The sequence below is a fragment of the Moraxella sp. K127 genome, from assembly GCF_015223095.1.
GTDB lineage: Bacteria > Pseudomonadota > Gammaproteobacteria > Pseudomonadales > Moraxellaceae > Moraxella.
On sequence record NZ_JADFBZ010000036.1, the window covers coordinates 1 to 26,600 of the forward strand.

Below are 26,600 nucleotides of genomic sequence, written 5' to 3' on the forward strand. Positions count from 1 at the left end.
GATTTGCCCTTATTTTTTGGTATTGTCCAATCAAGGATTTGTCAAGGTTTATCAAGGGTTTATCAAGATGTCTTACACCATCATGTTGCAAATCTTAATTCATGATGCCCATCAATAATACCCAAGCACCCTCCACCACACAAGCCCCACGCCAATCCATACCACAAGATTGACCACGCTCATGACCGCCCCGACTTTCCACCATTGCCCCAGCGAGACATAGCCTGCTCCAAAGATGACAGGGGCTGTGCCTGTGGCGTAGTGCGTGAGCGTCATCATCAGACTGCTTGACGCCGCCAAAATCAAGGCGTAGAGCATGGGCGGAGCCCCAAGAGCCAGTCCCACGCCATAAAATGCCCCAAACATTGCCGTGATGTGAGCGGTCGTACTGGCAAAAAAGTAATGGGTATATAGATACACAAGGGTCAAAATCACCACCGCACCGACCCAGCCAAGACCCATGTCCCCAATGGCAGTCTCAATCTGCCCTGAAAACCATGCAATGAGCCCAAGTTTGTTCAGATAGGTCGCCATCATAATCAGCACGCCAAACCACACAAGCGTATCCCAAGCCGACTTTTCTTTTAGAATGTCATCCCACGTCAGCACGCCTGTCAAAATCACCACCGACAAGCCCAAAAACGCCACCGCTGTCGCATCCACCGCCCACGCATCACCAAACAGCATGGCAGGCACGTTCGCCCATAGCAGAAGCATGCCACTAAATACACCAAGCATGATTTTCTCATCACGGCTTAGTTTGCCAAGCTCGGCAAGTTTTTGGCGAGTAAAGTCTTTGACATCAGGCGTTTGGGTAATCTCAGGCTTGGCAAGGACGTAGATGACAAGGGGCATAAGCAGGATACACGCAAGCCCAGGTAGGAGCATGGCGAGTGCCCACGTTGTCCACGACAGATGAATCTCGTTGCCCGTGGCTTTGCCGACAAGCTCTACCACCAAAGGGTTTGGGGCGGTGGCGGTGATGAACATGGCGGACGTGATTGGGTTGGATTGATAATTTACCAGTGATAAATATTCGCCCATTTTTTTGGTGGTGCCGTCATCGGGCTTTGAGCCAAAACTCTCGGCAATAGAGCGGGTAATGGGGTAGATAATCGCCCCGCCCCGAGCGGTGTTGGATGGGGTAATGGGGGCAAGCAGGGTCTCAGCGATTGCCAAGGAATAGCCAATGCCGAGTGTCTTTTTGCCAAAAAAGCCGATGACATTATACGCAATCCTAGCCCCAAGCCCTGTCTTGACAAGCCCCCGTGAGATAATGACCGCCACAGCGATAAGCCAGATGAGCGGACTTGAAAAGCTGGATAACGCATCTTTCATCGCATCTTTGGGCGTGTCGGCGGTTACGCCTGTCAAAGCAACAAGGGTAATGGCGATGATAGAAATCGCCCCAATGGGCAGCGCTTTGCCAATGATAGCAACAATCGTCCCGACAAACAACGCAAGCAGGTGCCATGCGTTCGGCTCAACGCCTTGTGGCACAGGAATACCAAACCAAATGATAAGAGTAACAAGCACGGCAATGACCGCAGGAATGGGCTTAAATGGCATACGTTCACCTTTTTATTATCGTTAAATTATGGTAAAAATAAAACCTTGCCAATTTCCCTATCGGGTAAAATATCCTTATAAATTTTAAGGATTTAAAATAAAAAATCATCATCTAATATTGATAAAATGCAACAAATATCAAACTTTTATCAGCATGATTTCTTGATTTGATTATAACAGAATTGTTGGTATGAACCCACAAAATATGTGGGGTTATTTAAGGATTGTTTTGATAAATTCATCAGATAAAATGATAAAAATACCACAAAAGTGGTAGAATTGCTCAATTTATGGCTAACTTTTCATGAATATATCAGTAAAATTTATTATTTGGGGTTTGATGATGGTAAAACAGAAAAGCAGAAAAGTGGTGGTATTGGAATGCTGTGTTGTGATGAATGTTTTTTGCATTTTTAAAAACATCTTTTCCAAAAATCATTATTCTTTTATCAATTTTAAAATTTTATAATAACGCTACTTTCCATTTTTAGAGTTGTTATTATGAAATCATCAATCAAATCCCTTGCCTTAGCATTAGCCTTAACTTTGCCCTTTGCCAGCGGTGTCGCTCACGCCAAAACACCAACACAGCCTGTAAAAACGGCAGTTCAATCCAAATCCGTCATTACCCATATCCGCACCCAAGACGACTTAAAATTGCACCTGCAAAAAGACATCCCAAACACCAAACCCAAAGCGATTGTCGTGATTTCGCATGGTTTGGCGAGTCATTCGGGCGTGTTTGGCGATTTTGCCACAACAATGAATGCAGACGGCATTGGCGTGTACCGCTTTGACCACCGTGGACACGGCAAATCGGACGGACGAGACAGCATTCATATCAACAGCTATTTTGAAATGGTGGAAGATTTACGTTTGGTCGTGCAAAAAGCCAAAGCCGAATACCCAAACACGCCCATTTTTGTACTGGGACACAGCATGGGCGGACACATCTCGGCACTGTACGGCACCAAATACCCTGATGACGTAAACGGCTTTATTTTGGCGGCAGGCGTGCTTCGTTATCATCAGATGAATTTTGGCTACCTGCCACGCCCAGAGCCAAAAGACAGTTTTGTGAGTGGTGCGGTGGCGATGACCACGTTGAATTTGCCGTTTAATGGTGAAGGTTTGTCGGTGGGTGGCGACCCATTGATGCTTGAAAAATTCTCAGTCTCTTTCCCTAACAGCTTTAAAGAAGGGCTGGAATACTTAAAAGACCACGGTCGTCAATTTACCGCCCCTGTGATGCTCATTAGCGGTAATAAAGACGTGTTTGTCTCGCCACAAGATGCCATTGATTTTTATAATGAAACCAAATCAAATGACAAAAGTTTGGTGCTGTATCCTAATTTTGGGCATTTACTCATGCTTGAAAAAGGCGGACAAAAAATCAATGATGACGTGGCTGAATGGATTGGCGAGCGTGTGAAATAAGGGCAGAAATGATGAATATTGCGGTCATTGGTATCGGGCAAATTGGCGGTACAATCGCCCAAAAACTTGCTCAGGCGGGGTATAATGTCTCTGTCGCCAACTCAAAAGGCGTGGACGGCGTGCGTGATTTTGCCGACAAAATTGGAGCAAATGCCTGCGATTTGGACACGGTGGGCGTGGGGGCTAATGTGCTGATTTTGTCGGTGCCAACGCCTGCTATTGCCGATTTGCCAAAATCGCTGTGGCAACATTTACCGCCTGATTGCGTGGTGGTGGATACCGCCAATTATTACCCTGAATTTCGGGATAGACCGATTGATGAGATTGATAACGGCATGGCGGAGAGTGTGTGGGTTAGCCGTATTGTGGGGCGAGATGTGGTCAAGGCCTTTAATATGCTACTTGCCCATTCGCTTGCCAATTTGGGTAGTACCGATAAAAAAGACCGCCTAGCCATGTGGGTGGCGGGCAATGATGAGCGTGCCAAAGGGCAGGTTATGACGCTGGTGGAGCAATGCGGATTTGAACCGCTTGACGGTGGCGATTTGGCAGGTTCGTGGCGACAACAACCCAATTCAGCAGGGTATTGCTGTGATTATATCGCCCATGAATTACGCCAAAGCCGTGCCAAGTCCGCCCAAACGCCTGCCAGCGTCCGCCAAAATCGTGCCTATGCGGTGGGCGAGTTACCCAAACTAACAGGGGGCGACTTTTCGCATGAGAATGTGATTCGGGCAAATCGGATTTTGAATGTTTAATTTGGTTGGGATAGAGACGCCGTTTGAGTTTTCAAGCGGTGTTTTTTATTGAAATTTTGCAAAATTAAGCTTTCAGGCTGCCTGAAATCCCCTAATTTTCCCCGCCACATCTTTCATCACCTGCCGAAACCACATCTGCACGGGGTCATAATGGCTTTTGGCATGCCATGCCATGACCTTTTGATGGCCGTCAATGGCAAAAGGCGGTTCTAGCACCGTCAAATCAGGGCATTGTCCTAAAAAATGGGCAGGGACAACGGTTACCAAATCGCTCATTTTAACAAATCAGGCAACAGCGAAAATGCCTGACTGAATGCGTCTCACAGCGTGTTTGCCGATAATTTTAATGCGGTGTGGGCGGTGGCGGAGCTGTTTTTGACAAATAGGTGCAATGGGTAAATTCCGTCCAAATCAAATGGGCGGTGTTTAATCTGTGCTATAATGTCCTTTTGATTTGGACAACACCATGAAAACCCACCTACACGCCCTAATCATCGGAGCGACAGGGGCGACAGGCACGCCCTTGACCGAGCAGTTATTAGCCGATGAGCGATTTGATAAAGTTACGGTATTTGTTAGGCGAGCGATTGAGCTGACCCACCCCAAACTGACCGTTCATATCGTTGATTTTGATACGTCCGACACATGGGCGGATAAGGTGCGTGGAGACGTGCTGTTTGGCTGTCTTGGCACGACCTTAAAGCAAGCAGGCAGTAAATCTAAGCAGTACAAAATCGACCATGATTATACCGTCAATGTCGCCAAAATCGCCCACCAAAATGGCGTGGGACAAATGATTGCCATTTCATCAGACGGAGCAAACCCAAACAGTCCGCTGTTTTATTATCGGTTAAAAGGCGACATGGAGCAGTCATTGTCCGCCATTGGTTTTGATAAGCTCATACTCATGCGACCACCGTTATTAAAACGGCAAAACAGCGACCGCATGGGCGAGCGATTGGGCGAAAAAGTGCTGGGCTTGGCAAACCGATTTGGGCTACTTATGTCCGTCAAACCCATGCCAACCGATACGTTGGCAAAGGCGATGGGACAGGCTGTGTTTGCTGATAAGGTGGGGGTTGTGGATAAGGGGGAGATTTGGGATTTGGCAAAATAGCAGGTTAAGTGATGGATTGTGCTCTGTTGCGACCTGTGTCAAGCAAAATACCGTCTTAGTCCTGCCAGCAGTAGCTCTGTTTCGATGTCAAGCTCGCCCCCAAACTGCACATTTATCATGTCCGCTCCGCCCCCTGTGAGCGTAATCTCAAAATCAGGGTAGTCTGCTCGCACCGCACGCACCGCCCCCACCACGCCAAACAGTACGCCATGATTGACCGCATCAAAAGTTGTTCGTCCAAGCTCGGTGCTATCAAATCGCCCAGCTTTCACCGCAATTTGTTGGGTGCCTGCATATAGGGCATGGCGTTGCATATAGACGTTGGGCAGGATATATCCGCCTAAATGTGTGCCATGTTCTATCAAATCAATCGTTAGGGCAGTGCCACAACCAACCACGCATTGTTTTTTGGTGCGATCAACCACGCCGAGCATTTGTAGCCATCTATCTACGCCAAGCTGATTAGGGTCATAATGGCTTGTCAAAAGGGGGTGGTTGGCGTTCACTTTGGCGAATTCAAACGGCACGTTAAAGCCTTGCAAGGTCTTATTTATGGCGGTGTTAATCTTATCGCCAAGCACGCTAGAAATCCCCACAAATTCAGGCTCAAAGCTCGCCAGCGTGCCAAGCAGTCCAAGCAATAATTCATTGGGGGCTTTTAGATGTTCTTTTGCGTCATGGGCGATAATCGTGTCGTTATCCACTATCCAATATTTTAGGCGGGTATTGCCCAAATCTAGCCAAAGTTTTTTCATGATTTTCCTTAATAAAATGGGTTTTGGTATTTATATAAATTAACCATGCCAAATAAAATCTAATTCACAATTTTTGCCATACCTGCAAATATCGGTTTTATATCGCCATGATCATTTAATAACAATTCGCCTTGATTGCCAATGCCAATGCAAGTGCCTTTGGCATAAATATCTGTCATATTATTTTGCATAAAAATATGAATGAGTTTGTCGGTTAAAAGATGATTGGCGTTAAATTTATCAATAAAATTTTGTAGATACATGGGTTCTTTACATTGATTGCAAATCTCTACCGCTTGAAAGATCGAATTTGTCATGGGAATATATAAATCTTGGGCGGTTGTTTTTGTATTGGATAATTCTTTTAAACACGTTGCTTGATAAAGACCGTCTTTTATCATAGGCGAATTATTGACATTTAGCCCCACGCCAATTACCACACCCACAAGCGTATTTTTATCCAATTTTTTAAAAACAGGTTCAATTAAAATGCCCGCCAGTTTTTTAAAAAATCCTGCTTTGTTATCATAAAAGCCCACGTCATTTGCCCATTTTACGCCAATGGGGGGTAAGTTTTTGGTTTTACGAGTTTGATTGATGTTTTGGATAATATCTAAATGAGATAATTCAAATCCAACCGCCAATGACAATAAGCCCGATAATTGATGTAGTTCAAATTGCCCCTGCCCAATTGGAACATATAAAGACAAAAACACATTGTCCGCACCGCTCACCCATGTCCGCCCATGCTGTCCACGCCCTGCCGTTTGGTGGCTTGCCGTGTATAGGTGGGGGGCGGTGTGGGGGTGCGTGCCGTCTGAAATGGCGTGGATTAGCTGGGTGTTACTGCTGTCTGTCGTGTCAAAATGAGTGTGGGGCGTGGCGGTCAAAAAATTTGGCATGGGGCGGTTTTTGGTCGTTTCAAATGAATAAAAATAAGCTATAATACCATAAATTTGGTAAATGTGAGAGTATGTAACATGATGTATCTGTGGTTTGTGGTCGCAGGAGCGTTTGCGGGCGTGTGTGCAGGGCTGTTTGGCGTGGGCGGTGGTCTTATCATCGTGCCAGCACTGGTGTGGATTTTGGGGGCGTATGGCTTTCCGAGCGAGTTTATCCCCCATGTGTCGGTGGGGACGGCGTTGGCGACTATCATCATCACGTCTATCAGCTCGCTGACCGCTCACAACAAAAAAGGCGGTGTGCGTTGGGATGTGTTCAAAAATTTGACTTATGGCTTGGTGGTCGGTTCGCTGTTTGGGGCGTGGGTGGCGACGCTTATTAAGGGGGATTATTTGCAAGTATTGATTGGTGTGTTTGCCATTGCCATGTCCATACAGATGTTTATGAAAAAGGCGGACGAGAACATCAAGCCCTTGCCCAAGCCGATGAGCCAAAGCGTGGCAGGCGGCGTGATTGGTATGGCTTCGGCGATTTTTGGGATTGGCGGTGGTAGCCTAAATGTGCCGTATCTGACCCACGCAGGTCTGCCCATGAAACAAGCGGTCGGAACTTCGGCAGCGTGCGGTCTGCCTATTGCCATTGCAGGGGCGTTGGGCTTTATGGTATTTGGACGAAGTCATGTGGCAAACATGAGTGAGCCTGTGGCAGGACTGCTTGGCTTTGTACATTTGCCTGCGTTTGTCGCCATTAGTGTGGCGAGCTTTATCACTGCCAAACTTGGGGCAAAAATCGCCCATAAACTGCCAGCAGGGACGCTCAAAAAAGCCTTTGCGTGTCTATTGATTGTGGTGGGTTGTCAATTGGTGTGGAGTGGGGTAGTGGGGTAGAATGTGCCTATTGAGCTTGATATTTGTCATAAGTATGTAGGGGCGTGCTGTGCACGCCTATAAAAAACGACAATATTAAAGAAAGTACTTAGCATGCCCTCATATATCATAATTATGACAGCTTTAAAGTTCTTTGGTTGTATTTTAGTAGGCAGGATCTGAGTAATAGGAGTCGTAATATTCATAATCGTCAGAATAGGGTCTTATATACTCATTTAACACAGACCAAGAAAATATACATGCACCAATAATGCATATAATTATAGTTAAATCTAATTCTGGATTTGGCTTGGATGGCAATCCATAATCATTTTTATTTTCATCGCCAGATTTAAAGATTAAGTATACTATGAATAAAAAATTAAGATAAGGAACTAGTACCCATAAAGTATGCCAGCCTGTTAGGTTGATATCGTGCAACCTTTTTCTTGTTTGCCATAATATTCTCCAGCATGGGTAGATGGCTGAAAGAATTAGATATCCACTTGCAGAATCATAAATGGAGCTTTCTGATAGTATGGCAATGATGATAAAAAAAGCTGTCAAAAGAAATATTAGCTGATTAGCCAATAGGCTTCTCAAATATCTTAGACGACCAATTCTATTGTCTGTATCAACATAATCTTCTTCGTGAGAAAGCTCATTAGATTGCGTTCTTTTTATTTGCTGACTTAAAGCATTTTCTATACCCATAGGGTCTTTTGGTGTGGTTTTTTCATTGTTATAAGAATATGGGTTGTAATCAAACTGAGGTAAAAATTTTAAATCATTCTTGTTTATGTTTTTCATATTTCAATCCTTAGGTTTTATTTTATATACCACTTGATCATTACTAATATTGATTTTATCTAGCTTTTCCATCTTGTGGAGTTCTTCTAAAAAAAATTCAACATAAAAATTTGTTAAAAAATCAAAATTTGATTTTTTGATTTGATCTACAGATATAATAGATTTGCTTTTTATATAGAATAAAATATCATTTTTAACAGTGTTTATTATTTTTTTATTATTATATATTTCTTGGTGTATGTCTTCATAATATAATTCAAATTTTTGTCTATCCCCTACTATCTTTTTGTAGATAGTAGAGTCATTCTCAACTTGTCTGTAATGTATTAATTCATCATAGTCATAAAAATTATATATGGGAATGCCGATGCCTAAGGTATTTAAGCAATACTTTTGAAAATATTGACGTCTCTCATAAATAACTTCATTTTCTTTTATGAGAGATGTTATCTCGTTGATTTGATTTTCTGTAAGATTCATTTTTAATTTCCATGCTTGATGTCAGGACTGGTTATCGGAAAATTTAAAGGTTTATTTTTTAAAGATAGGTAATCGTCTCTAGTAATGTATTCTTGCCTTACCATTTTTTTGCTACTTATTTTTGTCATTTGATCAGATTCTCCTTGCCTGTCTTTAAAGTAAAAATCCCACTCAATAATAACATCTTTTGTGTGATTATCAATATAAATAATAATCTCTCCGCCAATCGGATTTAATTCTTTTTTGCTAACGGTGTCTATGATTTCTTTGTCTATATCAGGAGAGATATTGTCCAATATATATTCTATTGAGACGGGTTCTTTTTCCTTAAAAAATATCTCTTGAATGGCACCTAGTGCGATAGGTGTGGTCATAACCGCCATAACTTTCTTAAGCATTGTAACTCCTTAAAGGTGTAATTGTAACTCTTTAGCGACTTCATCGGTAATATCTACTGTATTGCCGGACTTTAATCTATTTCGGATGTGCTCAGGAACTTCGCTGTCATTAATACGCTTTGTTTCGACTGTTTCACTCCATGATTGGGTTACTTGATCGTACGAGTAATATTTAAAAGTTTTAATAATAGCTCTGTCCACGGCTTTTGCCAAAGAAACAACACCTTGCAAATTCTGTTGTACTTCTACAGGAAGTCTTTGAAAGCTTTCAATGAAAAAATTTCTAATTTCTTCCCAAAAAATAACCACAGCCGCACCAACAGCCGCACCTGCAGCCATCCAAAGTAGTAGGCTTACTGGATCAATCATATATCATTCCTTATTTTTAACTTGATTAAATGTTTTTTCGCCAAGTTGGGTTTTTACATATTCTTCACTAACTTGCTTGGTTGTTATTTGTGAAAATTGGTTTGCCTTTTGACTTGTCTTAATCTCATCAATTGCTTTTGTAAAATGAGAAAGAGAGACAGAATTATCGCCACTTCGTGAAGCAGACAGAGCTGACTTTAACACGCAGTTGCTAATATCACTGCCAGACAGCCCGTCTGAGTGTTCTGCCAAAATCTCAAAATTGACATCAGGGGCTAGGGGTAGGGCGGTGGGGATGTATTTTTGCCACAATTTTTGGCGATTGCCTAAGTCAGGTAATTCAAAAAGAATATGCGATAGGATTCTTCGCATAAAAGCAGGGTCATAATTTTCAATAAAATTGGTGGTAAAAATAATCAAGCCTTCGTGGTCGTTCATGAGTGTCAGCAGTACCGAGCGGGTTTGATTGACACTCACATCGGTGGCGTGCGACATATTGGTAACACGGCGACTTAAAATAGCGTCTGCTTCATCAAAAAAGATAATCGCATTTTGCTCTTTGGCGGTGTTAAAAAGGGCTGTGATGTTTTTGGAAGTTTCGCCAACGTATTTTGATTCTATCTCGGCATAATTGACGGCGATGAGTGGTTTGCCAAGTTCATGAGCAATGGCGTGTGATGCCATGGTTTTACCTGTACCAGGTAAGCCGTATAGGTTAATGGCGATTTGGCGTTGGTGGGCGTGTGTGGTGGCAAGACCCCATGTGTTAAAGATGTGTTCGGCGTGTTTTTGGTAGGATAAAAAGTCGTGAATGCTGTTTAGGGTGCTGTCTGGTAGGATTAAATCCTTGACAGTAAATTTTGGGGTTGTTAGACTAAACTGCTGACTGCTGACTGCTGACTGCTGACTGCTGACTGCTGACTGCTGACTGCTGACTGCTGACTGCTGACTGCTGACTGCTTGGGCGAACTATGGGCATAAGATGACTCTGATACAATAGGTTTGGATATTATAACAAATATACACAAATTTTCTAGGGGAATTTTTGATGATTTTTATTTTTTTAAAACAAGCCAAATCAATAAATTAAGTTTTTCATATCTATAAATTTTTGCTAAAATACACCCCTTTTCCATACCCAATCCCAATCATCATGCGTCTAAAATCCCTAAAACTATCAGGCTTTAAATCCTTTGCCAATCCCACGACTTTTACCTTTAAGCACGACGTTACCGCCATTGTCGGGCCAAACGGCTGTGGCAAGTCTAACGTGATTGATGCCATACGTTGGGTGCTGGGCGAAACGTCTGCCAAACAGCTTCGGGGTGGGGCGATGAGCGATGTCATCTTTGCAGGCGTGGAGGGGCGAGCGGGCAAGAGTTTGGCGAGCGTGGAGCTGACCTTTGAGCATACCCAAGATGAGAGTACAGGCATTCGCCATGCCCTAAACCTATACCACGAGCTGACCCTACGCCGTCAAGTGACCAAGGAGGGTAAGTCTGATTATTATATCAATGGGCAAAAGGTACGTCGCCGTGATGTGGTGGATGTATTTTTGGGAACGGGGCTTGGGGCGAGAAGTTATGCGGTGATTGAGCAGGGTATGATAGGGCGGATTGTTGATTCTAGCCCCATGCAACTGCGTGAGTTCATCGAAGAGGCGGCGGGTGTGTCACGCTATCAGGCACGCCGAGCCGAGACCGAAAAACAGCTCAATGAAACCAAGGACAATCTGGCACGTCTTAATGACTTACAAGGCGAGCTGAAAAAACAGCACAAAACACTCATTCGCCAAGCCGAATCCGCCAAAAAATACCAAGCCCTAAATGATGAGCTGTTTGAGCTGAATAAAAATGACTTATTAAAACGCATTTTTGAGGCGTGGCAATACCTAGAAACCAAAAAACAAGACAAAGACAAATCCGCCCAAATCCTGCACGAGCTAGAACAAGCGGTCAATAAAGCCAAAAAAGAGCTGGATGTCCACTCAGCCAAACTTGCCGAGGCAAACTGGCTCAAAGATGACGCACGCGACAACTACCATAACGCCCGCATGAAAGAGCAGACGGCAGAGCATAACTATTATAGCCTAAACCAAGAGATTGCCAGTTGTGAAGACAAAATCGCCCGCCTAACCGAACTCAAAGCCCAGTCGGAGGCGAGCATTGTGGAGAATCAAAAAAGCATTGATGAGATTGACAAAGAGCTTGGGCAAATCAGCCCTGATGTGACCGAGAGGGCGTTAAAGCTGACCGCCTTACAAGAGGAGCTGACCCAAGCCCAAGGGGCGTTTAACACCGCCAAACAGCAAGTGGGCGAGCTTACCCAAAAAAAGAGCGACCTAGAAAACACGCACAAACTGGCGACAGCACAAAAAAACCGCCTGCTCATGAGTCACGAGCGAGTCACCAAAAAATACCAAGAACTCATCAATAAGCATGAAAACAAAGAGCAAAACCACGACAAAGAACAGGACGAGATAAAGACGCTGACGAGCAACATCGCCACGCTAAACCTTGCCATTGATGAGTTATCTGATGATGACGGCAGACAAGTGTTTGATGAAAAAAGTCGGCAAGTCAAAGCATTACAAGATGAGCTGTCTGCACTAGAAAAACGCCATGCGTCCATGATGGGCGAGTATGATACCCTACACAAACTGGTACATAAACCCAAGCACGCCCCGTCCGCCCATGATGACAGTGCAGACAACAGTGGGGCTGATGGTGTGGTCGCTGACACCAAAAGTGGCGTGGATGGTATCGCCATGTCCCAACTGGACTCATTAAAAGACAGCATTAAGCTGACCCGTGATGGCGAAAAACATGCCGATGTGCTGGATAAATTTCTGGGCTTTTGGCTGGACGCTCGGGTGATGGGCGATGGGCGTGATTTTTCTTTGTTACCACTCATCAATCATCTGTCAACAGCCACGCACGATGGCAAGCACAGTCATGATGATAAAAAGGATAAGAAAAAAGACGGCAAAAAAGCCAAGCACAAAGGCGATACATCAGGGCTATCTGCCCATGAACGCTTGCCGAGTATGGTGCTGTATACCGCACCCAATTTTAGGCAAAGTAGCGACAAACTCATTCCGCTCACTGCCTTGATAAAATCGCCCACATTGGCACTGTGGCAGGGCGTGTATCTGTTAGATGTGGATACCCAAACGCTTGATGAGCAGGGCTTTGACGAGCTTGTTACCGCATGGGCGGATGAGCTTGCCCAAGGCGTGCTGATTTTGACAAAGACAGGATGGATTATCGGCTCTTTTGGGGTCATGCACGTCTCTGCTTTGGGGCAGGGCGGACAGGGTCAGGGTATGCTTGGCGAGCGAGCCGAACACGCCAAACGCCTAGATGAGCTAGAAGAGAGACTGGGGCAGATAGAGAGCGAGCTAGATGACAAACAGCGGTCGTTAAAGGCGATGATGAGTGAGTTAGATGTCCTAAGAGTGGCACAAGAAGAACGCCACGCCAAGCACAGCGAGCTGACCCACAGCCTACACGAGAGCAAGGCAAAACTGGTCAAACTAGAACATCAAATAAGCCAAGATAAGCTGATATGGGAGAATTTTAACAGCCAAAAGATAAGCCTTAGCGATGAACTCTCCGAGCTAGATGGCGAGCTTAGGCTCATGGATGATGAGATTGGACGTAGCATGACGGCACTAGATGAGCATTTGCCGATATTGCAGGTCGCCCAAAACACCCTAAATGTGCTGTCGGTAAGCGTGGATGAGCTGTCAGGCAAGGTCAGGCAGATGACCCAAGACAGACAGGAGCTGACACTCAAACAGACCACACTCACCCAAAACAAAGCCCACGCCACAAGGTTGTTGGAGTTGTCCCATGAGAACGTGGCAAAGGCGGATGCTGAGACCAAGAAGCTTATCGCTCAGAGCGTGGCGATGAGTGAGCGACTGCCTGTGTTAGAAGATGCCTTTAAGCAGGCAAAAGCTGAGACCGCCGAGCTAAAAGTGCAAAGCGAAGAGCATGAAGCGGTGGCAAAAACGCTGGTCATCATGCAAGGCAAGCTACAAGAGAATCTGACCGATGCCCATGCTAAGTTCGCTGCTGCACAGGCGAGCATTGCCAATGCTCATGCCGATGTGGCGGTGGGGGAGAGCCGTTTGGCGGATTTGGGCGAGCAGATGCTTGGCATGAATGAGCAGTTTAACCTGCCGTCCACGTTGGCGGACTTTCGGGCGAGTACGCCTGTATTTGCCGACAACAGCTCTCGCATTGAGCACATTAAGGCGGACATTGAGAAGCTAGGGGCGGTCAATCTGGCGGCGGCGGCAGAGCTTGCCGAGTTAGAAGAGCGCGTCTCGCCCCTAGATGAGCAGGTGGCAGACATCACAGACAGTATGAAAAAACTCCAAGACGCCATTCGTGCCATTGATGACAAGACCAAACAGCTGTTTTTGGGCATGTTAAAAGCGGTCAATGATGAGATGAATGCGTTATTTGCCAAAGTGTTTGGCGGTGGGCAGGCAAGCCTAACACTCATTGATGATGAGAGCTTGCCCAAGGCGGACAAATGGCGGGCAGGACTCGTGCTAATGGCACAGCCCAAAGGCAAAAAAAACTCACGCCTTGCCGTGCTGTCAGGGGGCGAGAAAACACTGACTGCCCTAAGTCTGATTTTTGCGATTTTCAAACAGCACCCTGCTCCGTTTTGTGTGCTTGATGAAGTCGATGCCCCCTTGGATGATGCGAACGTGGGGCGGTTTACGAGTCTGATTCATGAGTTGTCAGACAGCGTGCAGTTTATTTTTATCAGTCATAACAAACTTGCCATGCAAGCGGCACATGAGTTAAAGGGCATTACCATGCCTACGGCGGGTATTTCTAGTCTGGTGACGGTCAATTTAGAAGAAGCAGAGAAATATCTAGAACCCCGTGAATGATAAAAAGGGTGTTTGGATAAGTGCGGGGTGCTTGTTATTTCGGTGTGTATTTTGGGGATTTTTAAAATAAAAATGGTTGGCATTGCTTGTCTGTGTTTTTGTTTTCAATATTAATTATCTATCATTAAAAATATCCGCCAATTTTACAACTTTTATACAACCGCTAAATGAGTTGCAAAATTAGTTTGATAAGCTAACCCATCTTTTACCGCCCAAATCATGGAACTCATCATGCACACCAAACATCGCTCATCTGGACGTTTTTTATCCTTATCCACCCTTGCCCTATCTGTCATGGGCGTATCGCTTGTGGCATGTGCCAATGCCAAAGATTATAGCCAAGACGGCAGTGTCTATCAGTTCATGGAAGCCGAACGCCAAAAGTCCAACACTAATGCCATGTATCAGTATGAGCAGAGCATGCAAGGCTCGCTGTTTGCCATGTACCCGACCTATTGGCGACTTAACAACGACATCACCTATCATGACCCTAGCACCATTAACAGCTTTGTTCAGCAGTACCCCAACCACGTCATCAGCGAAAAACTCGTGGCAGACTATGCCGAAGAAAAGGCACGCCAAGGCGACTATCACAGCGTGCGTGCGGTCATTCCTAATATCCGCAATGCCGATGCGTCCGAAGCATGTGCCATCGCCCTAGGTTATAACGGGGCAAATGACGCCCGTGCCTTAGAGCAAAAAGAGAATGTCTGGCTAAACACCCAAATCAGGCAGTCTTTGTGCGACAAGCTCGCCCTAGAAATGGGTAATAACCGCCACATCAGTCGCACCGACCGCCACGAACGGCTGATTCGCATGATGAGAATCGACGCCCGTCAGCTGTCATCACGCAACCCGCCCCTTGATAAGAGTGCGGACATCATCAGCCTTGCCCGTCAGCTTAACCTAGCCATCGATTATGGCACGCTTGCCAGTATCCGCTCGAACCCCAACGGCTTTTTTAGTCGGTTTCACGCCATGCCGTTTAGCGAAACCAATCAATACCTATATGTCTATGCCATCAGCCAACTGGCTCATCGTTCATATTGGGAAGCCAGCACTCAGCTAAATTACGACATTAATCAAGACAACGCCCGCCCCCAAAAACTGCTCTCAGACATGGCACGTCGCTATGCGTGGCGGAGCATTGCCGTTAAGCGTATGAACATGAACACCGATGACGGCTTTAATGTCGAAGCGGTGCATTGGTTTAGAAACAGCCTAGGCGAGCCGTTTAACTTTGAAGAAGCCGAAGATTATGCCCAGGCAGGGATTTATTTTGGACAATGGACGGACGTGATTAACGCCATTGGGGCGATGAGTAAGACCAAGGCAGGCGAGAACATCTGGCAGTACTGGCTGGCTCGTGCCTATGAGCAGACGGGCAAGGGCGGACAGGCTCGTCAGATTTACCAAAATCTCACCAAAAATTTAGACTATTATGGTCTGCTTGCTCGTGATAGACTAAATATGCCCCTGACCGCCAATGACATCGGCGGTATCGGTATGCCAAACATCAGTGCTAGAGATACTGCTCGTATCATGCAAAACCCTGATTTTGCTCGTGCCTTTAAGCTTATGGAGAGTGGGGCGAGCATGGAGCACATTCAGCGTGAGTGGAACTGGGCGGTGCGTACTACCACGAACGCAGGCGACCATCAGCTCGTGCTTGCTGCCGCCAAAAAAGCTCATGATATGGGAATTTATAGCCGTAGCATTCACGCCATGGAAAACTCGCCCCTAAGAGCATCAGCGATTAGCCACCCCATGCCTTACCAAAACAGCTTTATGACCCATGCAGGCAGTGCAGGCATTGACCCTGCATGGGCATATGGTATCACTCGCCAAGAGAGCCGTTTTGCTGCCAATGCTCGCTCGGGCGTAGGGGCAGGCGGTCTTATGCAAATCATGCCAAACACCGCCAAGATGATTGCTCGTAAAATCGGCGGTAGTGGTAATTCAAGCGACCCTGACACCAACATCCGCTATGGCACATGGTATCTGTCGGATAAGACCCGTGATTTTAATGGGCAAATCGCCCCTGCCACCGCCGCTTATAACGCAGGCACAACGCCCGCCCGCAAATGGCTACCCAAGCATGGCACCATCAGTGCTGACCAGTATGTCGAAGCCATTCCCTATGGCGAGACCCGTGAGTATGTCAAGCATGTCATGGAAAACGCCACCATCTATGGCGTGATACTCGGCAGATATACCCCAATTAGCCAACGCATGGGAACAGTATCGCCATCTTGGTAATGGGTGTAAGATAAAAAACCGTCCAATAGGGCGGTTTTTTTGTGGATTAGGCGTTGGGCTGGCTTGCCAAAATATCATTTAAATTGACTTCTAGCCACTCCACCAAATCCGCCACTTTATCGCTTGCCTGTTTGCCCCAGTCGGTAAGCGTATATTCCACATGGGGCGGAACGGTGTCAAAGGACTTGCGAACAAGCATACCGTCCGCTTCTAGCTGTTTTAGGGTTTCAGACAGCATGCGCTCGGACACGCCTTCTATCTCGCGGCGTATCTCGCTAAATCGTTTTGTGCCTGATTGTAGCACAACCAGCACCAAAATCCCCCAACGGCTTGTTAGATGGTTTAAAATCGCTCGGCTGGGGGCAGGCTTTGGCAAGGACTTTGCCCCTATCGTCATCGTGGTGTTGCATGGGTTTGCCTTTTTTAAATTGGGTTTTAGTGGCGTGTAAATACACCATATATTCACTTAATTTTAAAAAAGTAATAAAATCAATTACTTAAAAACTTTTTTCAAATTATTTTCATACTAACAAAAGTGTAAGTACTTACATAAAATAAATGACTTGCCTATAATACACCTTATCAACCCAACATTCAATCGGAGTTTTTATGAAAAAATTTGCAGTTATCGGTGCTACTGGTCTTGTCGGCGGTGCGGTAGTTAAAGAGCTTGCCGAGCGTGGACATAGTGTTACCGCTTTTGCTCGTAACACAGATAAGGTCTATCAAGCCCACAACGTGCAAGCGGTGGCGGTGGACGTGAATAGTCCTGATTTTGCTGATAAATTGGTAGGCTTTGATGCGGTGGTCAATGCCTTTAATGCAGGGTGGGAAAACCCTAATATTATCAATGACTTACAAACAGGTCATGCCAATATCCTATCTGCCGTCAAGCGTGCAGATGTGCCTTATGTGCTGGTGGTGGGCGGTGCAGGTAGCCTAAATGTCGCCCCAAATCTGCAACTGGTGGACACGCCCGATTTTCCTGCCGATGTCTATCCTGCGGCGAATGTGGTGCGTGAGCTGCTCGGCGAGCTTCGTACTCGCACGGACGTTAACTGGGCGTTTTTGTCGCCTGCGGTGATGTTTGCTATCAACCCTGTTTCTTTTGAAAAAACAGGCACTTACCGTATCGGACAAGATGACGTGCTGACCAATGCGGACGGCTCACCTGCCGATATTAGCGTGGCGGATTTGGCGGTGGCGATTGCCGATGATATTGAGCAAAAAGCCCATTTACATCAGCGATTTACGGTGGCGAATTGATTTAATGATACTGTTTAAAATACCGTCTGGGCGTGGCTTGGGCGGTGTTTTTTCTAATTTAAATAGAGGCAATGCGATGATAACTATTTTACCCTTAGATGACACCCGTTTATCTCAATTTAAACAACAAATGCAACTTAGCTTTAAAGACACCTATGGCGACGAGTTGCCCGAGCGTCATATCAATGATTCAATGCAAAAGCAAGGGGCGATTGCTTATATGGCGGTGGAAAATGGCGAGATGATTGGCGGTGCAATTGTCGTTATCAATGGCGATAAAGGTGAGCTGGATTTTTTGTATGTCAAAAGTGGCATTCAAAGCAAGGGCGTGGGGCAGACAATCTGGCAATTTATAGAATCGCACCATAAAGCGGTTCGGCTATGGCATTTATTAACGCCTTATTCTGCGGTGCGAAATTTGCATTTTTATATCAATCGCTTGGGCTTTGTGGCAACCGAATTTTATTGTGACAAAAACCCCAATCCGCATTATCCTGAATATGCCCATGATTTGATGTTAAGTTTGCAAAAGCAGGTTTGAGTTAGCATTGACACACCGCCCAAAATTGACTGATGTTGGTTTTGGGTGGTTTTTTTATTGTCTACCACACCAATCTGGGCTAAAACAACCCAAACTTTTAAGACAACCCTAAGGCAAATATACAAGCCAAACAATGGTTTGCCAAAGCCTGTGAAAATGGCTTGGAAATCGCTTGTCAATACCGCTAGTCCACACAAGCCCGTCAATGTACGAGTTTTTTATGGTAAATTAACAAAAGCTAATTGGCGGTAATTTGCCCCAAAAAACCTTTGCCAATACCCCAAAAAATATGCTACACTAGGGCGATTTTGCAGTTTTTGAAATGGGTTTCAAAAGGCAAAATTGAGCAAAATTTTTTTCCATTTTCAAATTTTATTTTAAGGATAAGTCATGAGCAAACAGCCTGTTCGTGTTGCGGTAACTGGTGCCGCAGGTCAGATTGGTTATAGCCTATTGTTCCGTATTGCCAGTGGTGAGATGCTTGGCAAAGACCAACCTGTGATTTTGCAACTTCTAGAAATCCCTAACGAAAAAGCCCAACAAGCCCTACAAGGCGTTATCATGGAACTTGATGACTGTGCTTTCCCACTACTGCATGACGTGATTGGCACGGACGACCCAAATGTGGCGTTCAAAGACGCAGATTATGCCTTGCTTGTCGGTGCTCGTCCCCGTGGACCAGGCATGGAGCGTGCCGACCTACTTCAAGAAAACGCCAAAATCTTTACCGTGCAAGGCAAAGCCCTAAATGATGTGGCAAGCCGTGATGTGAAAGTTTTGGTAGTCGGCAACCCTGCCAACACCAACGCTTACATCGCCATGAAGTCTGCCCCAGACCTACCTGCCAAGAACTTCACCGCCATGCTACGCCTTGACCACAACCGTGCCTTGACCCAAGTCGCCAAAAAGACTGGCAAAGCCGTCAAAGACATCAAAAAGCTCACCGTATGGGGCAACCACAGCCCAACCATGTACGCTGACTACCGTTTTGCCACCATTAACGGCGAGAGCGTCAAAGACATGATTAACGACCAAGAATGGAATGCTAATGTATTCCTACCAACAGTTGGCAAACGTGGTGCGGCAATCATCGAAGCTCGTGGCTCATCATCGGCCGCCTCTGCTGCCAATGCTGCCATTGACCACATGAGAGATTGGGCGTTAGGCTCAAATGGCGAGTGGGTAACCATGGGTATCCCGTCTGACGGCTCTTATGATATCCCAGAAGGCGTGATGTTTGGTTTCCCTGTAACCACCGAAAACGGTGAATACAAAATCGTTCAAGGTCTTGAAATCGATGAGTTCAGCCAAGAGCGTATCAACATTACCCTAAACGAGCTAACCGAAGAGCGTGATGCGATTGCACATTTGCTATAAATTGCCAAAGTCAATCATGCGTTGAATTGGGAATGTAGGGGCGAATTACATTCGCCCAACGCCTGATAAATATATAATTGATTGGTAATAGTGATATACCCCTGCCTTGTGGTGGGGGTATTTTTATCATTTAAAACGTCACTTTCGACTTAAAATGCAAACCATTGATTATCCCATCATTATTTTTGGAGTTGTAGGGGCAAATGGCAATTTGCCCTTTAAATCAATCGCTTGTATGAAGTTGAGAATAGGGCATTTAAAAAGGATTTGCGGGGACATACTTTGCACGCCCTAGGCATGACGTGTCATTTTGATACTCGCCCCATGCACCAATACCGCCAGCAACATCACACCTGCTCCGACATAGCCTATCATGGTCAGTCCTAGGGCTTGATGAGCGATGACCATGCCACCAAGCAACGCCCCGCCACCGATGCCGATGTTATAAATCCCCGAAAACAGACTCATGGCGACGTCCGTGGCGTGTGGGGCGAGTTTTAGGGTGCGAAGTTGTAGCACCAGACTGATGGCGGTCATGCTCACGCCCCACAGCACCGTCAATGCCGTCCACAGCATGACATGACCTGCCAATATCATCATCAGCATGAGACTGACAAGCACGCCAATCATCGCCAGCCACAAAAATCCCTGCTCAAAACGCTCATAATACCGCCCAAACAGCACACTCGCCACAATCCCTGCCAAGCCAAAGATGAGCAGTACTGCCGTGGCGTAGGTCGGGCTAAACGCATTGATGTGCAACACAAACGGCTCGATATAACTATAAGCGGTAAAATGTGCCGTGACGGCTAGGGCGATCATGAGATAAACAGCGATAAGGGGTTTGTTTTTGGCGATGAGTGTCAGGCTCGATAAGTCGCCCACGTTGCGACTGGGTAGTTTTGGCAAAATGTACCATAGCACCATCATGGCAATAAAAGCAATCGCCCCAATCGCCCCAAAAGTCGTCCGCCAGCCCAGATACTGTCCCAATATCCGCCCAAGCGGTAATCCCAACACAGTCGCCAATGCCGAACCTGTGGCGAGCATGCCTAGGGCGGTAGTTTGTTTGCCTTTGGGGGCGACACGGACAACAAGGCTTGCCGTGATAGACCAAAACACCGCATGAGCCAGTGCTACGCCTGCCCGAGCGATGAGTAGTACGGCAAAGCTACTGGCAAGTACGGTCATGATGTGACTGATGATAAAGATGATGAATAAGCCCATGAGCAGTTTTTTGCGTTCTATCTTGGCGGTTAGGAGCATGGCGGGTAAGGATAGGCACGCCACAATCCATGCATACACGGTCATCATCACGCCCACTTCATGAGCAGGCATGCCAAAACTTGCCCCAATGTCAGAGAGTAGGGCGACAGGGATAAACTCGGTGGTGTTAAAGATAAAGGCGGATAGGGCTAGGGCGACGACACGCAAGGTGCGAATGCGGTTGGCGTGGGCAGAGAAGTCGTGTTGGGGGATGTGGGTCATGGATAAAAAGGCGTATTTTAACATAAAATATTTCATTCTCAACTTAAAATGGTAACTTGTTGATTGTTTGATAACTATTTTTTTGGAGTTGTGGGGGTAAATTGCAATTTTCCTGTGATAAATCAATTGCTTATATAAAGTTGAGAGTGGGGCATAAAATACTAAAATGTTGTATCAAAAATGGCTTGGGTGTAAAATAGGCGTTTATAGTATTATCAAGGAAAAACCATGACCGACTTTCACAAAACCCCGTCCGATGTCCGCCACGCCCGAGTGCTTGCTGTGCGTGCGATGCTTGCCGAGCGTGGACTGTCCGCCCTTATCATACCGTCTGCTGACCCACACATGTCCGAGTATTTGCCTGTGTATTGGCAAGGTCGGGCGTGGTTGTCTGGCTTTACAGGGTCGGTTGGCACGCTGGTCATCACACAGGATTTTGCAGGGGTGTGGACGGACAGCCGTTATTGGGTGCAAGCCCCCATTGAGCTTGACGGCACAGGCATACAGCTACAAAAAATGGAGCAAGCTCATCCCACTTATGCCAAGTTTTTGGCGGACAACCTACCCCAAGGGGCAAAAGTGGCGATAGACGGGGCGGTGTTGTCTGTGGCGGAGTTTGACAGTCTAAGCCAAGCCTTTGCCGAGCGTGGCATGGAGCTTGTCATTGATACTGACATTTTGGGGCAGATTTGGCAAGACCGCCCAAGCCTACCCAACGCTCCGATTTATGTGCATGATGAGACGTTTGTGGATACGAGTGCCAAACAAAAACTTGCCAAAGTGCGTGAGGTTATGACCCAAAAGGGGGCGACTCATCATCTCATCAGTAGTCTTGATGACATTGCGTGGCTCACCAACTTGCGTGGGGCGGACGTGAATTTTAACCCTGTGTTTTTGTCGCACCTCTTTATCACGCCAGACACGGCAACTTTATTTGTCCATGATGATAAGCTCACAGATACCGCCAAGTCCGCCCTAAGCGTGGCAGGCATTGACGTGGCTCATTATGACAGCGTGGCGGAGCGTTTGGGTGATGTGGCAAGCCTACTGTTTGACCCTGCCAAAGTGGCGGTCGGTACGCTGACCCATTTGCCAAAAACTGCTACACTCATCAAGGCGGTCAATCCTACCACCGTGCTAAAAGCCATAAAATCCGACAATGACATTGATCATATCCGCGGGGCCATGCGTCAAGACGGCGTGGCGTTGTGTGAGTTTTTTGCCGAGCTAGAAGACAAACTTGCCCAAGGCGAGCGTGTGTCTGAGCTTGACATTGATGAGATGTTGGAGCGTGCCAGAAGTCGCCAGCCAAACCATGTTTCGGCAAGTTTTGATACGATTGCAGGATTTCGGGGTAATGGGGCGATTGTGCATTATCGGGCGACAGACGAGCGATTTGCGTATTTGGACGGGGACGGCTTGCTACTCATTGACTCAGGGGCTCAGTACAAAAACGGCACGACCGACATCACTCGCATGGCAGGCGTGGGGCAAATTAGCGATGATGAAAAGCGTGATGTTACCTATGTGTTAAAGGCTCATATCGCCCTAGCAACCGCCCATTTCCCCAAAGACATACCGTCCATGCAACTAGACGTATTGGCTCGTAACCAACTGTGGCAACAGGGGCTAGATTATGGGCATGGGACGGGGCATGGTGTGGGCTATTTTCTAAACGTCCACGAAGGCCCGCAGGTCATCTCACGCACCGCCCCTGTTACACCTGAGCGTATCATGAGTGAAGGCATGATAACCAGTAACGAGCCGGGGCTATACCGTGAAGGCAAATGGGGCATACGCCTTGAAAATCTGGTGGTGGCGGTCAAGGCACGCCAGAGCGAGTTTGGCGAGTTTTTAAAATTTGAAGATTTGACCTTATGCCCATTTGACACCCGTCTAATACTGCCACATCTTTTGACCGAACAAGAAAAACGCTGGCTCAACGACTATCACAAACGTGTCCATGATGAGCTTATCGGACGTGTGGACGGTCGGGCAAAAGCGTGGCTCGTTGAGCGGACGCAGGCGGTGTAAACTGTTTTATTCATTAAATACCAATTTTAAATTTTAATTTTAAATAACCTACAAGGAAAACTCATGCTAAACCAAAATGCCCTAAATCATAACCTATCTGTCGTCCAAGACCTTGCCCCGACCGAGCTGTGGCGGTGGTTTGCCCAGATTTGTAGCATTCCACACCCGTCTTATCACGAAGAAGCGATAGCAAGCCATATCGTCTCATGGGCAAGTTCTCGTGGACTCACCGTGTGGCGTGATGAGATTGGTAATGTCATCATCAAAAAGCCTGCCACAGTCGGCATGGAAAACCGCACGCCCATTGCCTTGCAAGCTCATCTAGACATGGTGCCCCAAGCCAATGCCAGTACGAGCCACGACTTTACCAAAGACCCTATCATCATGCGATTTAGCGATGACAAGGCGTGGATAAAGGCGACTGATACCACGCTAGGGGCGGATAACGGCATTGGCATGGCGAGCTGTTTGGCGGTGCTAAGCGATGAGACGGTGGCTCACCCTGACATCGAAGTGCTACTGACCATGACCGAAGAGACGGGCATGGTGGGGGCGATAGGTTTACAGGCGGGGACGCTGACCGCCCCAATCATGGTCAATACCGACACCGAAGAGATAGGCGAGATTTATGTGGGCTGTGCAGGGGGCGTGGACGCTGATTTGGCGTTGCCTGTGAGCCATGTGGATAACGGCTATGACAGTGCGATGAGTCTGACTGTCAAAGGCTTAAAGGGTGGGCATTCGGGCGTGGACATTCACAAAAACCGAGTAAATGCCATTAAACTGTTGGGGCGAGTGTTGGTGACTTTATCACAGACGTGCAACTTTAAAATCGCTGACATTAAAGGCGGTTCGCTAAGAAATGCCATTGCCCGAGAAAGTGTGGCAACTCTTGCGATAAATGGGGCGGACAAAGAGCAGTTTTTGGCGACTTTATCTAATATTATCAAAGACATAGAGAGCGAAATCGGCACGGCAGAACCCAAACTGTCTATCACGGCAGAAGACACCGAGCGACCCGATACCGTCATAGAAAACAGCCAAACCGTGATAAATCTCATCAATGTACTACCGTCTGACGTGGTGCGATACAGCGACAACATCGCTGACGTGGTGGAGACATCGCTGTCGTTTGGGGTACTGGGCGTGGCAAATGGCGAGCTTGTGGCGACCTTGCTTGTCCGCTCCTTGACCCAAGTCGGCAAACAAGGTGTAATCAGTACCTTGCAAAGCGTGGCGGATTTGGTGGGGGCAAAAGCGGTGTTTGACGGCGACTATGTGGGGTGGAATTATGACCCTAACTCTGCCATTATACCCATAACTGCACGCTTATATGCTGATATTTTGGGGCATGAACCGACCATCAAGGTCATTCATGCAGGGCTAGAATGTGGACTGATTAAGAAAAATTATCCCAACATGGACATCGTCTCTGTCGGTCCTACGATTATCAATGCCCATTCTCCTGATGAAGCGGTGGACGTGGCGAGCGTGGCGGTGTATTGGCAACTTTTGACGGATATTTTAAAAAATTCGCCTGTGAAAGTGTAAGCAAGGCGGTTAAGGTAAAAAATCGGGCAGGGTGTCCGATTTTTTGTGGGTTTGTTTTGCAAATCTGTTATGTTGTAAGACTGCAAATGCAAGGTGAGTTTACGTGGTAAGCTTACCGATTAGTTCGGGGCGTTTGGCAAGTAAGTCTAAAAGCACACGAGCTGAGCCACTGGGATTTCGCTGACCTTGCTCCCATGATTTTAGCGTATGGACGGATACGCCAAGTGCTTTGGCGAGTTGATGTTGAGATAAATTTGCCTTTTGACGCATTTGGGCGGATTGACTAATGATGGTTGTGCGAGCAAATTCACCGTATTTGAGTTGTGCCAGGGCAGTGTGTAGGCTGTCCTGATGATTGGCAAGGTCTGGTTCATCAGCGATAATTGCCCGCATGACTTCATCGATATTAAAATTGGGTAAATTCATATTTCCCCCTTGTTTTTATTTGAGATTTTTGAGCTGTTTTTGGCTAAGATTCTCACGTTCGTTTTTGGAATAAGTGGCAACAGCGGCAACTAAGCCGTCATTTGGCATATTGCAATAGATAATTCTGGCACCGCACGTTTGCCATGACCTTTTGCCAAATAACGCATTTTACGCAGTCCTTTCTTGAATCATACTTTGTATATAATACAAAGTATGACAAAAGCAAAAGTAATATTTACACCCAAGAAACTTTAAAATTACTACAAATACAATGATGTGTGGACGTAGGGGCGTGGCAAATATCAAGTTGGTTGGGAGTACGTCTCTTTGATGGCAACTTGTCGGTCGTTTGATGAGCTATAAAAACCCTAGTCCCCTATTTAATCACATCAAGCACAATCCCCCGAAGCCAACGATGAGCCATATCCTGTTCGGTGCGTTCGTGCCATGTCATCATCATGGTAAAGCCGTCAACGGCTATGGGTGGATTTTGCAGGCGGACGTTTGGCAGGGTCTGGGCAAGGTGCTTGGGCAGTACCGCCACCAAATCCGAATTGTTCAAAAGTTGTGGCAACAGCGAGATGTGGTCTACCGATACCATGACTTTGCGTTTTCGCCCCAATTTTTGTAGGGCAATGTCGGTCGCTCCGCTAAACTCACCGCCATTGTACGACAGCATGGCAAAGGGCAATTCACAAAACTCATCAAGCGTCAAAGCGGTGTTTGCCATGGGGTGCGTTTTGCTCATTGCACAGACGTAGTTTTCTTCATACAGCAGGGTTTGGGGCATATCGTCCGTGATGTGGTGTCGCCCAACCAGTGCCAAATCAATGGTGTTTTTGTCAAACAAGGTTTTGATGTTTTGCCCTTGCACGGGCAATAAGGCAACTTTCACGTTCGGGGCAAGCCGTCTTAACCGTAAAATAAGGGGCAAAGCGATAATCTGCTGAACATAATCCATCGCTCCAATGCGTAATGTCATGGACAAATTGGCAGGTTCTAGCTTGGGTGGGGCGAGCATGGAATTCACGTCTTGCAAGATACGCCGAGCGATATGCCCAAGCTCAATCGCCCTGTCGGTGGGTTGCATACCGTGCTGAACCCGTACAAATAAAGGGTCATTAAAGCTATCTCGCAGACGGTTCAAAATCCCGCTCATCGCAGGCTGGGTAATGGAAAGCCGTTGTGCCGAACGGCTGACATTGCATTCGTCTAGTAAGACCACAAAGGCTTTTAATAGGTTTAGGTCTAGGGTTCGGATATCGGTCATTTTTATATCCA

The 26,600-nt window shown here is 46.5% G+C and carries 24 protein-coding genes; 11 read left to right on the forward strand and 13 right to left on the reverse strand.

The features are described 5' to 3' along the window. Positions 1–111: 111 nt before the first annotated feature. Positions 112–1,569 (reverse strand): anion permease, encoded by a 1,458-nt coding sequence (locus IM753_RS08715; RefSeq protein WP_194109102.1) that lies wholly within the window; start codon positions 1,567–1,569, stop codon positions 112–114. 501 nt (positions 1,570–2,070) lie between these two features. Between IM753_RS08715 and IM753_RS08720 the strand changes: the two genes are divergently transcribed. Together IM753_RS08720 and IM753_RS08725 are read left to right on the forward strand one after the other, a co-directional pair. Continuing rightward, positions 2,071–3,006: an alpha/beta hydrolase gene (locus IM753_RS08720; RefSeq protein ID WP_194109103.1), complete on the forward strand. Its 936-nt coding sequence runs from the start codon at positions 2,071–2,073 to the stop codon at positions 3,004–3,006. Between the two features lie 8 nt (positions 3,007–3,014). After that, positions 3,015–3,764 (forward strand): NADPH-dependent F420 reductase, encoded by a 750-nt coding sequence (locus tag IM753_RS08725; RefSeq protein WP_194109104.1) that lies wholly within the window; start codon positions 3,015–3,017, stop codon positions 3,762–3,764. 72 nt (positions 3,765–3,836) lie between these two features. On the opposite strand, the gene IM753_RS08730 is transcribed toward IM753_RS08725, so the two are convergent. Further along, positions 3,837–4,040: a hypothetical protein gene (locus tag IM753_RS08730; RefSeq protein ID WP_194109105.1), complete on the reverse strand. Its 204-nt coding sequence runs from the start codon at positions 4,038–4,040 to the stop codon at positions 3,837–3,839. Positions 4,041–4,230: 190 nt separating this feature from the next. On the opposite strand from IM753_RS08730, the gene IM753_RS08735 reads away from it, so the two are divergent. Then, the gene (locus tag IM753_RS08735) at positions 4,231–4,881 is read left to right on the forward strand and encodes an NAD(P)H-binding protein (RefSeq protein ID WP_065256386.1); all 651 of its coding nucleotides are present in this window, start codon (positions 4,231–4,233) and stop codon (positions 4,879–4,881) included. Between the two features lie 38 nt (positions 4,882–4,919). Here IM753_RS08735 and IM753_RS08740 read toward each other — a convergent pair whose 3' ends face one another. After that, a complete protein-coding gene (locus IM753_RS08740) occupies positions 4,920–5,636 on the reverse strand; it encodes a pantothenate kinase (RefSeq protein WP_065256387.1) in 717 nt (238 codons plus the stop codon). Between the two features lie 59 nt (positions 5,637–5,695). Continuing rightward, positions 5,696–6,538 (reverse strand): biotin--[acetyl-CoA-carboxylase] ligase, encoded by an 843-nt coding sequence (locus IM753_RS08745; protein WP_065256388.1) that lies wholly within the window; start codon positions 6,536–6,538, stop codon positions 5,696–5,698. A 78-nt stretch (positions 6,539–6,616) separates the two neighbouring features. Between IM753_RS08745 and IM753_RS08750 the strand changes: the two genes are divergently transcribed. Beyond that, positions 6,617–7,426, forward strand: a complete 810-nt coding sequence (locus IM753_RS08750; protein WP_062499451.1) for a sulfite exporter TauE/SafE family protein — start codon at positions 6,617–6,619, stop codon at positions 7,424–7,426. A 144-nt stretch (positions 7,427–7,570) separates the two neighbouring features. On the opposite strand, the gene IM753_RS08755 is transcribed toward IM753_RS08750, so the two are convergent. The 5 genes from IM753_RS08755 to IM753_RS08775 are packed head-to-tail and all read right to left on the reverse strand — an operon-like array spanning position 7,571 to position 10,302. Then, on the reverse strand, positions 7,571–8,215 hold the full coding sequence (locus IM753_RS08755) for a DUF805 domain-containing protein (RefSeq protein WP_062499453.1): 645 nt from the start codon (positions 8,213–8,215) through the stop codon (positions 7,571–7,573). A gap of 3 nt (positions 8,216–8,218) precedes the next feature. Then, complete coding sequence (locus IM753_RS08760; protein ID WP_194109106.1) at positions 8,219–8,695, reverse strand: hypothetical protein; 477 nt, start codon at positions 8,693–8,695, stop codon at positions 8,219–8,221. Positions 8,696–8,697: 2 nt separating this feature from the next. Next, positions 8,698–9,093, reverse strand: a complete 396-nt coding sequence (locus tag IM753_RS08765) for a hypothetical protein (protein ID WP_194109107.1) — start codon at positions 9,091–9,093, stop codon at positions 8,698–8,700. Positions 9,094–9,102: 9 nt separating this feature from the next. After that, positions 9,103–9,462 (reverse strand): hypothetical protein, encoded by a 360-nt coding sequence (locus IM753_RS08770; protein WP_065256391.1) that lies wholly within the window; start codon positions 9,460–9,462, stop codon positions 9,103–9,105. 3 nt (positions 9,463–9,465) lie between these two features. Continuing rightward, on the reverse strand, positions 9,466–10,302 hold the full coding sequence (locus IM753_RS08775) for an ATP-binding protein (protein ID WP_194092559.1): 837 nt from the start codon (positions 10,300–10,302) through the stop codon (positions 9,466–9,468). 313 nt (positions 10,303–10,615) lie between these two features. Here IM753_RS08775 and IM753_RS08780 point away from each other — a divergent pair, with 313 nt between their 5' ends. Both IM753_RS08780 and IM753_RS08785 read left to right on the forward strand, forming a co-directional pair. After that, a complete protein-coding gene (locus IM753_RS08780) occupies positions 10,616–14,377 on the forward strand; it encodes an AAA family ATPase (protein WP_065256392.1) in 3,762 nt (1,253 codons plus the stop codon). 231 nt (positions 14,378–14,608) lie between these two features. Next, a complete protein-coding gene (locus tag IM753_RS08785) occupies positions 14,609–16,636 on the forward strand; it encodes a lytic transglycosylase domain-containing protein (RefSeq protein ID WP_083108397.1) in 2,028 nt (675 codons plus the stop codon). A gap of 46 nt (positions 16,637–16,682) precedes the next feature. Here IM753_RS08785 and IM753_RS08790 read toward each other — a convergent pair whose 3' ends face one another. After that, positions 16,683–17,033, reverse strand: a complete 351-nt coding sequence (locus IM753_RS08790; protein ID WP_197035906.1) for a helix-turn-helix domain-containing protein — start codon at positions 17,031–17,033, stop codon at positions 16,683–16,685. Positions 17,034–17,245: 212 nt separating this feature from the next. Here IM753_RS08790 and IM753_RS08795 point away from each other — a divergent pair, with 212 nt between their 5' ends. The 3 genes from IM753_RS08795 (at position 17,246) to IM753_RS08805 (ending at position 19,820) form a co-directional block, all read left to right on the forward strand. Further along, a complete protein-coding gene (locus tag IM753_RS08795) occupies positions 17,246–17,902 on the forward strand; it encodes an NAD(P)-dependent oxidoreductase (protein WP_065256393.1) in 657 nt (218 codons plus the stop codon). A 76-nt stretch (positions 17,903–17,978) separates the two neighbouring features. Then, complete coding sequence (locus IM753_RS08800; protein ID WP_065256394.1) at positions 17,979–18,443, forward strand: GNAT family N-acetyltransferase; 465 nt, start codon at positions 17,979–17,981, stop codon at positions 18,441–18,443. A gap of 390 nt (positions 18,444–18,833) precedes the next feature. Then, positions 18,834–19,820 (forward strand): malate dehydrogenase, encoded by a 987-nt coding sequence (locus tag IM753_RS08805; RefSeq protein ID WP_194109108.1) that lies wholly within the window; start codon positions 18,834–18,836, stop codon positions 19,818–19,820. A 291-nt stretch (positions 19,821–20,111) separates the two neighbouring features. Here the strand turns inward: IM753_RS08805 and IM753_RS08810 are convergent, their stop codons facing one another. Beyond that, a complete protein-coding gene (locus IM753_RS08810; RefSeq protein WP_065256407.1) occupies positions 20,112–21,308 on the reverse strand; it encodes a sugar transporter in 1,197 nt (398 codons plus the stop codon). Between the two features lie 228 nt (positions 21,309–21,536). On the opposite strand from IM753_RS08810, the gene IM753_RS08815 reads away from it, so the two are divergent. Both IM753_RS08815 and IM753_RS08820 read left to right on the forward strand, forming a co-directional pair. Further along, positions 21,537–23,342, forward strand: a complete 1,806-nt coding sequence (locus IM753_RS08815) for an aminopeptidase P family protein (protein WP_065256396.1) — start codon at positions 21,537–21,539, stop codon at positions 23,340–23,342. Between the two features lie 63 nt (positions 23,343–23,405). Then, on the forward strand, positions 23,406–24,893 hold the full coding sequence (locus IM753_RS08820) for an aminoacyl-histidine dipeptidase (RefSeq protein ID WP_194109109.1): 1,488 nt from the start codon (positions 23,406–23,408) through the stop codon (positions 24,891–24,893). A 99-nt stretch (positions 24,894–24,992) separates the two neighbouring features. On the opposite strand, the gene IM753_RS08825 is transcribed toward IM753_RS08820, so the two are convergent. Both IM753_RS08825 and IM753_RS08830 read right to left on the reverse strand, forming a co-directional pair. After that, on the reverse strand, positions 24,993–25,319 hold the full coding sequence (locus IM753_RS08825; RefSeq protein ID WP_083108394.1) for a DNA-binding transcriptional regulator: 327 nt from the start codon (positions 25,317–25,319) through the stop codon (positions 24,993–24,995). Between the two features lie 376 nt (positions 25,320–25,695). Next, positions 25,696–26,589: a LysR family transcriptional regulator gene (locus IM753_RS08830; protein WP_194109110.1), complete on the reverse strand. Its 894-nt coding sequence runs from the start codon at positions 26,587–26,589 to the stop codon at positions 25,696–25,698. Positions 26,590–26,600 lie beyond the last annotated feature (11 nt).